Source organism: Microcoleus sp. LAD1_D5 (assembly GCF_036702115.1).
GTDB lineage: Bacteria > Cyanobacteriota > Cyanobacteriia > Cyanobacteriales > Microcoleaceae > Microcoleus.
The window spans coordinates 72627-84778 of sequence record NZ_JAUBSA010000001.1 but is presented as its reverse complement, the minus strand read 5'-3'; the positions used below and the strand labels follow the sequence as shown (position 1 = coordinate 84778).

Annotated in this window: 8 protein-coding genes and 1 tRNA gene; 4 read left to right on the top strand and 5 right to left on the bottom strand. The window is 45.5% G+C overall.

The window, feature by feature from the left end; genetic code table 11:
* Nucleotides 1–81: 81 nt before the first annotated feature.
* Nucleotides 82–1227, bottom strand: a complete 1146-nt coding sequence (locus QUA70_RS00385; protein ID WP_333325457.1) for a sulfate ABC transporter substrate-binding protein — start codon at nt 1225–1227, stop codon at nt 82–84.
* 369 nt (nt 1228–1596) lie between these two features.
* Here QUA70_RS00385 and QUA70_RS00380 point away from each other — a divergent pair, with 369 nt between their 5' ends.
* From QUA70_RS00380 to QUA70_RS00365, 4 genes are all read left to right on the top strand, one after another.
* A complete protein-coding gene (locus tag QUA70_RS00380; protein ID WP_333344661.1) occupies nt 1597–3753 on the top strand; it encodes a WD40 domain-containing protein in 2157 nt (718 codons plus the stop codon).
* A gap of 139 nt (nt 3754–3892) precedes the next feature.
* A tRNA-Thr gene (locus tag QUA70_RS00375) sits at nt 3893–3965 on the top strand.
* Between the two features lie 49 nt (nt 3966–4014).
* Nucleotides 4015–4215 (top strand): hypothetical protein, encoded by a 201-nt coding sequence (locus QUA70_RS00370; protein WP_333344663.1) that lies wholly within the window; start codon nt 4015–4017, stop codon nt 4213–4215.
* On the top strand, nt 4215–4421 hold the full coding sequence (locus QUA70_RS00365) for a hypothetical protein (protein WP_333344664.1): 207 nt from the start codon (nt 4215–4217) through the stop codon (nt 4419–4421). The genes QUA70_RS00370 and QUA70_RS00365 overlap by 1 nt, the downstream gene beginning before the upstream one ends.
* A gap of 34 nt (nt 4422–4455) precedes the next feature.
* Here the strand turns inward: QUA70_RS00365 and QUA70_RS00360 are convergent, their stop codons facing one another.
* The 4 genes from QUA70_RS00360 to QUA70_RS00345 all read right to left on the bottom strand — a co-directional run bounded on the left by QUA70_RS00360 (nt 4456) and on the right by QUA70_RS00345 (nt 12112).
* The gene (locus QUA70_RS00360; RefSeq protein ID WP_333344666.1) at nt 4456–6369 is read right to left on the bottom strand and encodes an aminopeptidase P family protein; all 1914 of its coding nucleotides are present in this window, start codon (nt 6367–6369) and stop codon (nt 4456–4458) included.
* A 16-nt stretch (nt 6370–6385) separates the two neighbouring features.
* A complete protein-coding gene (locus QUA70_RS00355) occupies nt 6386–7555 on the bottom strand; it encodes a pyridoxal phosphate-dependent aminotransferase (RefSeq protein WP_333344739.1) in 1170 nt (389 codons plus the stop codon).
* An 88-nt stretch (nt 7556–7643) separates the two neighbouring features.
* The gene (locus QUA70_RS00350; protein WP_333344668.1) at nt 7644–10685 is read right to left on the bottom strand and encodes an SMC family ATPase; all 3042 of its coding nucleotides are present in this window, start codon (nt 10683–10685) and stop codon (nt 7644–7646) included.
* A 251-nt stretch (nt 10686–10936) separates the two neighbouring features.
* On the bottom strand, nt 10937–12112 hold the full coding sequence (locus QUA70_RS00345; protein ID WP_333344669.1) for an exonuclease SbcCD subunit D: 1176 nt from the start codon (nt 12110–12112) through the stop codon (nt 10937–10939).
* Nucleotides 12113–12152 lie beyond the last annotated feature (40 nt).

Below are 12152 nucleotides of genomic sequence, written 5' to 3'. Positions count from 1 at the left end.
GAAAGAATAATTGCGCTCCGGGGCTGGTTTTACCAATAATAATTGCCTAAAACCAATCATCTCGTAAACCTGCCCCGGCCACTACTGTCTAATTGAACCTTGAATTTTGTCAAAAATAGCTCCGTCATCGAAGAATTTTTGCTGAATATCTCCCCAACCGCCTAAGTCTTGAGCTGTAAATAGGGTTTTGATGGGGGCATATTTTTGGACAAATTCTGGTTCCGCCGCTACTGTCGCATCTACTGGGCGGAAGCCGGCTTTGGCAAATTCTCGCTGAGCTTCTGGGGTGTACAGAAACTTGACAAATGCTTCGGCAACTTCGCGAGTGCCGTGTTTATCAACGTTTTTATCGACGATGGCAATGGGATTGTCGATCGAAACATTGACTTCTGGAATAGTATAAGTTGGTTTTTCACCTTTCTGACCAGCCAGGATAATCTCGTTTTCGTAGTTAATTAAGGCGTCGCCTTGACCTTGTTTGAAAAATACGTCGGTGGCTTCGCGGGCGTCTTTAGTCAGGATGGGGACGTTTTTGTAAACTTTAGTAGTCAAGTCTAATGCTTTGGTTTCGTCTCCTCCGGTTTTAAGAACCGAACCCCAGAGTGCCAGGAAATTCCAGCGCGCAACGCCTGATGTTTTGGGATCGGCAGTAATCACTTTTACTCCGTCTTTGCTTAAATCTTCCCAGGTTTTGATGCCTTTGGGATTGCCATCGCGGGTGACTATTGCTGCTACGGATTTGCTGACTATCCCTTCGTTGGGGACTTCTTTTTCCCACCCAGGCTCAATGAGTCCGGCTTTTTCGATTCTTTGAGTGTCGAGGGCGAGGGCTAGGTGTACGATGTCTGCTTCTAAACCGTCAATTACGGCCCGAGTTTGGGAACCGGAACCGCCGTAGCTTTGGTTGAAGGTTACGGTTTGGCCTTTTTCTTTTTGCCATTGTTCTATGAATTTGGGAATTATGGCTTCGTGGGCGGCTTTGGTGACGGCGAAGGATACTAGGGTTAATTCTACGTTGCCTTTGTTGGCTGCTGGGGTAGCACCGCCTTTGTTGGCTGCGGGGTTATTGGTGGTTCCCTGGCCGCAGGATGCAACGGCTAGACTTAAAGTTATTCCCACTAAAAATAGCGACACAAATCTTTTGAGCGCCGTAAATGATTGATTTGTGCTGGCTGGTGGCTGTTGTGGCCAGTGAAGGTGTTGAGTTAGGCGTTGCCACGGGCTCATTATATTTGTTCCTCTAGTAAAAGTACGGTTATTAGGTCGGAATACCGTAATTATGGTTGTGAAGTACGATTATAGACAAGAGCAAGTCAAAAGGCAACAAAAAAAACAAATTGGGGGAACTCAGGGTCGATCGCATATCCTGAAGTCTTTTCCGTCGGTGGTTTGGATTCAGATTCGGGGTAAAATGTAAAGTCTATAAATAAATATTATTATTGAGTTAAGGTGCTAAGCTGGCGCGGCTGCACGATACGCCTGCACGATACGCCTTACATATACCATCGGCCGATCGCCCAAATGTAATAGCCCTGCCCCAGCGAGATATGCCTGACTCGCGCGATCGTCCTTAAGTAAGAAAAAGTTTTAACTGGTATGTCCTTACCCCGCCCCGTCTCAGACACCCTAATTGAACTGTTGAAGCCTGTAGCCTCTGAATTAGGAGAAAGATTGGGCGCAAGCGCTGTCAACGAACGTTATGCAGAAATTGAGCCGTCTGGTTCTTCAGCTTTGAACCAGCAAATCAAAAAAGATCCCCGCTGGATTAAAGCACAAGTAAGATATTTGCAGCGGCAGCAGGCCAGAGAACAAGAATTAATCGCGATCGCCGACGCAGAAGAATGGGTAAAGGAAGAACGGGCTAATCGAATTAAGGCACAAGAAGTAAGAGATAAGCGGGCAATTAGCAAACTTTGCCGCGACTTAATGCGGGAGTTTCAATCAGAAGCAATTCGAGTTAAGCTGAACGAAATTCAAACTATTTGGGACAGGGACAACTGGTTTTCTAATTTGAGCAGGCAGGAAACTGAACAGATTTTGCAGCAGCAGCAGCACCGATTGCTGCTGTTAGTTGCTCCCGCAAAAATTAGCGAAGATTGCCCCGATTCGTTTCGCCACAATCTGAATATCGAGCTGCCGGCTAAGTTAAGAGCTTTTTTGAACCAGCACTACCCCCCGCACGGAGATTTGTGCCCGGTTCAGTTTTACGGAGACTATTTCAAAAAATCGATTTCTGATATTGATGTGGAGCGGTTACAGACTGTGTTGTCTCCCGTACCGACAGCTATACTGTACAGCGATATCAGCGATTATGAAGTTAATTTTCATGTTGGTTTTTGGGGAGTCATCAATCAGAGCGTTTCTCTAGTGGCGATGCAGCCTTGGAATTGGGAAGAGGTTTATCACCAGTTGGAGGCGGAGGGAAAAGATACAAAGCTGAGCCTGCGGATTATTCGGCAAATAATTGTGACTATTCACAAGTTATTGGCGGCTTTTTTAGCTGATTTGTATTATTTAAATATCGATTTTACTCACGAACCTCAGTTATTTAAATTAGAGGCGGAATTTGCTCAGGAATGGTTTTCTAAAGATTGGGCTCAACCGTATATTGAAACTCTTAAAGAAATTCAGGAGCAGCAGCGAATAGTCTCTAAGGGAGAGATGCGGCGGCTGGCGCTGCGAGAGGCGAAAGCTAGGGCGGAACGCCAGCGTTTGGAGGAGGCTGAACTCAAACGCAGAGAGGAAGCTGAGGCAGCATCTAAGCGGGTGAAGGAATTAGCTCACAAATTAAAACATCAGAAATGGCGGTGTGTATATACGGTGCCAGGACATTCATCGTTTGTGAATTCTCTGGCGATTAGCCCTGACGGCAAAATTTTGGCTAGCGGTAGTTGGGATAAAACTATTAAGATTTGGGATTTAGAAAGCACGGAATTAATTGGCACTCTGACGGGACATTCCGATCGCGTAAATTCGGTTGCTATTAGCTATGACGGAAAAATGTTGGTCAGCGGCAGTTCGGACGAAACAATTAAGTTTTGGAATTTGCACAGCGGCGATTTGCTGTGTACTTTTCCCGGACATTCTATGGAGGTGAATTCGGTGGCGATTAACCCGAAGCGCCCGGTAATTGCTAGCTGCGGCGGGGCTGATAATACGATTAAGCTGTGGAATTTGCGGAGTGGTGAGTTGCTGCGGACTTTGAAGGGTCATTCTGACAATGTGAATTCGGTGGTTTTTAGCCCGGACGGTAAAATATTGGCGAGTGGCAGTTCGGATGCGACGAGCAAGGTTTGGGATGTGGAAAGTGGCAAGTTGCTGCGGACTCTTTCGGGGTTGAATGTTGGGGTGAATTCTGTGGCGATCGCGCCGGATGGTCAGATTCTTGCTAGCGTCAGCAATGATTATACGATTAAGCTGCGAAATTTGCAGACGGGCAGTTTGTTGCGGATTTTAAATACTAATTCTGGGAGGGGAAAGGGTGTAACGAATTTAGGAATGAATGAGGCGGTGCATATTTTGCAGAATTATGTGAGTCGGGGCGAGTCGGTTGCTATCAGTCGGGACGGTTTGACTTTGGCTAGCGGGTGCGATGATAATACGATTAATATTTGGAATTTGCAGACCGGGGAGCTGTTGAGCACTCTTAAGGGACATTCGGGTACGGTGTACTCGGTGGCGATCGCACCTTCGGGCAATTTGCTCGCCAGCGGCAGTGCGGATCAGACGATTAAGATTTGGCGCTGCGATTAGTTAATTGGCAGTGGGCTGTGGGCAGCGGGCAGACAATTTCGGTTTTGCCCTTACGGGGAGGGGTTTTGAGCGAATTTGAAAAAAAGTTGGCTGGGGGGGTTGCGCTAATGACTATAAGTTTGCTATATTAAGTTTCACTGCTGGTGTAACTCAGTTGGTAGAGTAGCTGATTTGTAATCAGCCTGTCGCAGGTTCAAATCCTGTCACCAGCTTTATAAGTATAATTTTGATAGATAGGGCTAGCTAGAGGTCACAAGTTCTATGTTGACGATCGAGCAAATTGAAGCCGCTATCCTGGATCTACCACCAGATAAGTTTCATCAACTTTTTGAATGGTTTCTTGAGTTGGATTATCGGCGTTGGGACGATCAGTTAGAACAAGATATTGCTGGCGGTAAGTTGGAAGATTTAGCCCAGGAGGCGATCGCAGATTTTGAGGCGGGGCGCTATCGGGAAATTTGATGCACTACACGACTCGTCGATTTTGGGAATGCTACAACGCTTTACCTGAAACCGTAAAGCTTTCAGCCGATCGATGTTACGAATTACTCAAAGCCGATCCAACTCATCCATCGCTGCATTTCAAAAAAGTCGGCAAGTATTGGTCAGTCAGAGCCGGACAAGACTACCGAGCTTTGGGTATAGGGATTGAGCAGGGTATTTTGTGATTTTGGATCGGCGCGCACGCAGAGTACGATCGGCTTATTGGCTAACAGTAACATCCATTTTACCTAACGCAGCGCAGGCTTGTGTCAACCATTCAATTGTTGCTGCATCAAGTACGGGTTCCAGTTTCTCGACTACAGCAGCATGATAATTATTCAACCATGCTAGTTGAGTCTTTGACAGCCGATCGACATTTATCAATTTGCGCTCAAACGGAATATACGTCAGCGATTCAAATCCGTACCAAACTGTACCGTTTTTTGATGGCATTTCCCTGACAACATAGAGATTTTCGATGCGAATTCCGCCCCATCCCGGTTCGTAATATCCCGGTTCGATGCTCGTTACCATTCCGGCTTCCAGGGGATACTGCACAGATTTGCTGATGCCGTTTGGCCCTTCGTGACCGGCTAAAAACGCGCCGACTCCGTGCCCGGTGCCATGTCCGTAGTCTAGCTGTTGTTGCCATAATACCGCACGGGCGATCGCATCTAATTGCGCTCCCGTTGTTCCTTTGGGGAATTGCTGCATTGCACAGTTGATGTGCGCGATTAAGACTGTTGTGTAGTGTTCTATTTGTAGCGCCGTCGGTTCTCCGATACTTACTGTTCTGGTATCGTCGGTTGTACCTGCTAAATATTGCGCCCCTGAGTCCAATAACAGCAGTTCCCCCGGTTTTAACGTTATTTCAGGGCTGGGGGTTCCGTAATGTACGATCGAGCTATTGGCTCCCGCACCGGCGATCGTTCTAAAAGTTAAAGTCTGAAAATCGGTTTCTTCTTGGTAAAATTTTTCGATGCTTTCTTTGACATCAAACTCGGTAACTACATTACCATTTTCTAGCTGTTCTGTCAACCACTTTAAAGTCAAAGTTTTCGCTCGACTTGCTTTGAAATTAGCTGATTTCATCTGCTCAATTTCTACGGGATTTTTGCGAGCTTTCATCCCTTCTACCGGATGTGTCTCAAAAACTATTTCGATGTTGTAAAACTGCGCTTCTTGATGGTTTAATATTAACTGGTACGTGCCTGCTGTGCTGTGCTTCGGGTCTAAAAGTACCCGAACTTTATGTGGCAAATTTACGCAAGATTCTAATGTATGCGGATAGTCTGCGTAGGGAAGCAAAGTTACATCCGCCCGCAATTCTTGCTTGATTTCTAGCGAAATTCGTTCGGGATTTGTAAACAAAAACGCTGAATCTGTGGTGACAATGGCATAGGAGATGAAAATGGGAATGTGGGGAATATCCGAGCCTCGGAGATTGAACAGCCACGCTATTTGATTCAGGTTGGTAATCGGAAGCACATCGATATTGGCTTTTTGCATCGCTTCCCTGACTCTGGCTAATTTTTCGGCGGCGGTTTCTCCTGTCAGGGATACAGGTAAGCTAAATATGGGCTCTGCATCAATCGCGGGTAAAGTCTCTGCTGTTTGCCAAGGAGTTTGCGATCGCACTTTGTCTGTCAAATTCTCCGGGATTGGTATAATATCAATCTCCGCAGTTGCAAATTTTTTTACCCAATTTTGATATTGCTCTGTCGCTACAGTAAACGGGTCAAAACCCAGGCGAATTCTCCTTGATTTTTCTGCCGATTCTACAGCCCGTTTTTCTAAAGTTTCAATTAAGGTAAAATTTCCTTCTAAGCCGAGTTTCGATATTTGAATAATTCCAGTATCGACTTGCAATTCGGCTTGTTCGTAATAGCGGGAATCCACAAACAACCAAGCGGAATCTTTGCCAACCAACAAATCGCCGGCGGAACCCGTAAAACCGCACATCCAAGCTCGCCGCTGCTTGGCTGCTGGAACTGATAAATTTAAGTGTTCGTCAACCGCTGGGATTAAATAGCAATCTAAGTCGTAATCTGCCATCAAATCGCGCAAGTCTGCCAGTTTGGCAGCGGAGGTATCTTGAATATGTGTATTTGCTTTCAAGTTCGTGGCAACCATGTTTAAAATTCCTATTTTACTTGTTTAAAATTGTCTTCAAACCTTTAACTAATCTCCTAATACCTGCGGTGGCGGTTGCTTTCTCCAAAGCACCATAAGCAACGCGCAAATAGCAGCCACTATCCATCCCAAAGGTTGTACCGGGAAGCACTGCTACGTGATATTCCCGAATTAATTGTTCTACTAATTCCATTGTATCGAGTTCAGTATCAACTTTCAAGAAAAAGTAGAAAGCTCCAGCGGCTGGGGAAATTGTACACAAGTTTGGGATGGTATTGAGTTCGTCTAATACGAGTTGGCGCACAGATGCGATCGCCCTTACATAATTATCGCAGTAACCTCTACCAACTTGCAAGGCTCCCAGGGCTGCATACTGAGAAATTACGGGCGGACAAATTAAGATTGTATCTTGAATCTTTCTCACTGAAACGAGCAAGTGTTCTGGGATTACCATATACCCAATCCGCCAACTGGCAAAACCGTAGGCTTTGGAGAGGCTAAATAGAGAAATTGTATGTTCGCTGCTGTGCGGAAAAGCGGCGGGCGAACAGTGTTTGACGCCGTTATAAGTAAAATATTCGTAGGCTTCGTCGCTGATGTGATAGATGTTGTGCTGGCGGCATATTTCGTTAACTTCCCGGAGTGCTTCGGAAGGATAAACGACGCCAGTTGGGTTGTTGGGTGAAACGGTGACGATGGCTCGCGTTTTGTCAGTAATGGCTTTTTTTATAGCATCGATATTAAGTTGATAGTTGGCGTCGGTTTCTACTATCACTGGCCGGCAATTTGCCATAATTGCCGCCATTTCGTGATTGAAGTAATAAGGTGATTGGATAATAACTTCGTCTCCCGCGGAAGTGATAGCGAGAATGGCGTTGGTAAATCCCATGTTGCTGCCGGCGGTAACGACAATGCAGTTTTTGCTATTAATTTTTATGTCGTTATCTGTTTTTAGTTTGGCGGCGATTGCATCCTGTAATTGTGGAATTCCTTCGACTGCTTTGTATTTGTGATTGTCGGAATTTGCAAAAAAATCGGGGATTTTTTCAAATGATTCTTGTGGCGGATTGTAGTAAACTACGCCTTGTCCTAAAGATATTGTTCCCGGATTTTGGCGAATCAGTTCGCCAACTACTGGAATTATGGGCGACTGTACCGATTGCATTCGAGTCGCGTGATTTTTCATCATATATTATAGGTAATTGTAGGGGCAGGTTTAGTGATAATGTACGTCCTTAAGCAAGTTTACTATTGCACGCACGCGCCTCTCCACTTCAGGATCTATGTACTTCTATTTTAGAACCTTGCGGGGATTTGGAAACTTTAACTTGTGCGGGCAATCTTTCTCCCAATTCTCGAACGTGGGTAATCACTCCAATCAGCCTGTCTCGCTGGCGCAAAGATTCTAAAATTTGAGTAACGCTTTCGAGAGTTTCGGTATCTAAAGTGCCAAATCCTTCATCGAGAAACAAGCTGCCCAAGTGAGCTCCTTGAGACAGTTTCTCTGACAAAGCTAAAGCCATTGATAAGGAAGTGGCAAAGGTTTCACCGCCGGAAAGAGTGCGGACTCGTCTAGCTTCGCCGCCGTTCCAATTATCTGCTACCCAGTATTCGCCGTCTTGGTTTTTTAATTTGTAGCGATTTTCGGTTAATTCTTGCAAAATTAATGTGGCACTGCCGACTAATTCGGCTTCTAAATGTTCTAAAATGTAGGATTGAAATTCGTTGGATTTGAGATTCTGCGCTAAGGTGTGATAAGTTTGCTCTTGTTCTGTGAAATTTGTGATTTGTTGTGACAGTCTTTCGGCTTGTTCGAGATTTTGGGCTGCTACTTGAATCCAAGCTAACAGTTCGGCGCGGTTGTTGTTGGCTTGTTTGAGGTTTTCTTGGGCGGTATGTTTTGCCGATCGCACTTGTGCTAAAGTATTCTCATCGGTAGTTCGGCCTGCGATCGCCTCGCTCAAATCTTTTGCCCGCGTCTCTAACTGAATTTTGGATTCGCGGTGAGAGCGAATAGCATTTTCCCATTCTGATTGTTCCTTAACTGTCGCAACCGCTGCTAAAAATGTCTCTTCTGTGAAATCAGCCGCTGTTAATTTTGCTGACCAATCCAGGTTTAGCTGATGTTTTTGGGCTTGGGTTTGTCCAAAAACTTCTCCAGCTTGTTGCTCTCTCTCTGCTGCTTGAATAACCTTATTTTGAGCAGTTTGATAGGACTTTTCGGCAACTTTCAACAGATTGGCCAAGTCTTGCTTGTCTTGTTCTAAGACTTTTGCTAAATTAGCATAAGGTTGATATTCGGTAATTTGATAAAGCGCATTTACACAACTTTGCAACTGCTGCTGGCGGCGGTCTGATTCGGCGATCGCATCTTGATATTCCTGCTGTTTAGCTGCTTGAGTCGCCACAGCAAAATTAAATTTTTGTTGAAAATTATCATATTCCAATGATGCGAGTTGGAACTGCTGTTCGGTTTGGCGGTATTGGCGATCGCTCTCTTTAAGGATGGTCAACTCCTGTTGCAACCCCAAGCTTTCCCAATGATGAGTCTCCAGAACTTGAGTGATTTCCTGCTGCAATTCGGCAACTTTATTCGCGGTTAATTCCAACATTTGAGCAATTTCCGACTCTTTTTGCAGGCAGGCAGCAACTGCACTTTTTCTCTCAGCAGCCAGCCTTTGAGCATCTTGAAAAACCTGATTTGCATCCGCCAATTTCCGGCGCAAATCAGCGACATCGACAATATTAGAATTGGGCAAAGGAGGGAGCAGATCGCTCTCAGGATGCACCCCCCCGCACACCGGGCAAGTATCCCCAGAATTCAGCGACATTCTGACAGCAGCAACACTCTCTAAACGTGCCGCTTCCGCATTAGCGGTTTGGGCAGCTTCTAACTCGCGATCGCACTCTTTTAGTCGGATTTCGGCTGCTTCTAAATTAGTGGCAACCTCCACATAATTGTGTTGAACCCTTTCCTTCTCTGCCAGAGATTTATCCAACTGTTCTTGCTGAGTCTTTTGCTGCTTGGTAATTAGCTGAATTTCCATCAATAAGGGTGAAATTTGCTGCAATTGCTCTAAACGCTTTCCTCCCAGCGAATACTGTTCGAGCTGTGCCGCTGCTTGAGTAACTCGAAAACCCGCGCCTTGAATTTTAGTGTTAGCAGCTTGCAGTTCTTTATCTGCTGCCATAAAAAAGCGGAGTTTTTCCTGTTGAATTTTTTGGGCAAGCGCCACTTCTTTTTCTAATTGAGCGCGCTGTTCTTCATATACTTTAGCAGCAGCTAGAGCATCTTCGCGAGCCTTAATTTGTGGCGCTAGCACCTCTTCTTTCGCTTTTGCCGCGTCAAGTTGCTGCTGCTCTACTGCTAGCTCAGAGCGAGCTTTAATTAACTGCTTTCGCGCTGCCACCGAGGCACTTTGGGCAGTTTCATACTGACTGCGAGCCGATCGCACTAAAGCCCAATCTCCCTGTAAATGATTGGCAGCTTGCGCTCTGTCTAAACCCTGTGCTAAAATTGAAACCTCAGCAGAATTAGCATTTAATTTAGCCAGTTCTTGTTGTAGCTCTTGCCAGCGAGCAATTTGCGAAAATAGCTGTTCCTCTTCATCTAGATTCTTTTGAGCTTTCATCACAGCGCGATCGAATTCAGGCAACTGCTGCTCTAAAATCAAAAGTTGCGATCGTCTTTGATCCACCTCATCCGCCGTCGGCGCACTTAAATCCGCTAGCTGCCTTTCCACCATTTCCCGTTCCTGTTTCAGCAACTTTGCGAGTTCATTTGTTTCCTTCCGCATCTGCTCAAAAATCTCAAATCCCGCTAACTGCCGCAAAATTTCCCGGCGTTTTGAAGTATCGCCTTTAATAAACTCATCAAACTTACCTTGAGGCAAAACAATGGCTCGCGTAAAAGTATCAAAATCCATTCCTAAAATCTGTTCAATCGTATTTTGAACAGCAACGATACTCGTCCCCAAAGTTTCCCATTGACCATTTTGCCAGTTGTCCAAAATCACCTTATTTTCGGGAGATTTCGGACGAAAACGCCACCTTCGCGTCACCCGATACTGTGCCGAACCCACAGCAAAACGCAACTGCACTTTTAAATTTTCGCTGCCTTGACTCGCCAAATCACTTACTTGTTTGCCACTGCGAGTAGTAGTACCAAAAAGAGCGTAAGTCATGGCATCTAGCAGTGAAGATTTGCCCGCGCCTGTAGCACCAGTAATTGCAAACAAATCGAGTTGAGAAAAATCTAAACGCTGTTCGCGGTGGAAGCTGGTAAATCCTTCGAGAATAAGTTCGAGTGGACGCATACTGATTTTAGATTGGGGATGTGGGGTTTTAGATTGTTATATTCAGGTCTACTGTCTTCCTTCTACAGTCTTCCCGATCCCCCCTAACCCCCCTTAACAAGGGGGGAACAAGAGTATTATCAAAGTCCCCCTTCTTAAGGGGGATTTAGGGGGATCTAGACTCGACTACAAGCGACATTGAGCGTGGGTTTCAGTGTTAAAACTATTTGAAATTTGAGATTTTGGATTTGGGATTGTATCTTTTTACCCATTTAATTGTTAACTGTTTCCTTAAACTTCTTATACAAATTTTGAAATTCCTCCAATACTATCGGTTTCGGTGTCGTTCCCAAGCGGTTTTGATAATAGTTGCAAAACTCGGCTGCCGGATCGAAATTATTGGGATCGATATTAGTTATTTCTGTTGCTTCTAGCGCTGCATCTGGATAGCGCGGTTCAATTAACAGCGCTTGAGAACAGATTTGGCGCACACGATCTGCAAGTCCGATTTGCGGACTGTCTAGTTCGACAATTACTTTCAAGAAACCCGGATGGTACTGATGAGCTTCTAAAGTTTCATCAAGATTGTCGTTATGACATTTAAGCACTTTTAACGGCTTGTGGCAAGCCACAGGCTTAAATTCCACCTTTGCCTGACTTCCCGGCTCAACTTCTATCAAGCAAAATCCTTTTTCCTGTTCCGCTTCTCCAAAATCTAACTGAATCAAAGAACCCGAATAATAAGCGGGAGAAGTCTCAGAAACCCGCTGGTGAATGTGGATGTGTCCGAGGGCAACATACTGAGCTTCCGGGGGCAGGGTTTGCGCTGACAGCAGGTATTTTTCTCGCGTGTAATAAGCGACTTCAGATTTTGCCAATCGAGCGCCGTCAATGCTCATGTGTGCCATGAGAAGATTGACAGTATTGTCTCTAAAATCCCTGGTTAAATCTTCGATTAAATATGCTACTATTTCGCGGTAATCTTTTCGGCGATCGGCATCGCCAGACTGCCACAGAGAATTAGCATCTAACAGTCTTTGTTCGGAAGCAAAAGGCATTGCTCCTACACAAAGTTTACCGCTTTTTGTATTGAGAGTAATTGTGCCGCCGTCTGCCGATCGCCTGGGTTTGCCTAAAGCGCGAACACCAGCCAGGGAAAGCAATTGCGCGATGCTGTCGATGCGGGATGCCGAATCGTGATTACCGGCGATCGCAATTGCGGGAATTCCGGCGGCTTGGAGTTCGCAGAAAAAGTTATAAGCAATGCGTTCGGCGTAAGCGGGAGGGTTGGGCACGTCGAAAATGTCACCGGCAACGAGCACAGCATCAACATCCAAGGCTTTTGCTTGCTTCAAAATCTGTTCCAGGGCGATCGCAATTTCAAAAGTGCGATCGATCCCTCGAAAACGTCGCCCTAAATGCCAGTCAGCAGTATGAATTATTCGCATAGTACGAGGAGTATTTTGTTTATTTTAATAGAAACGCGCC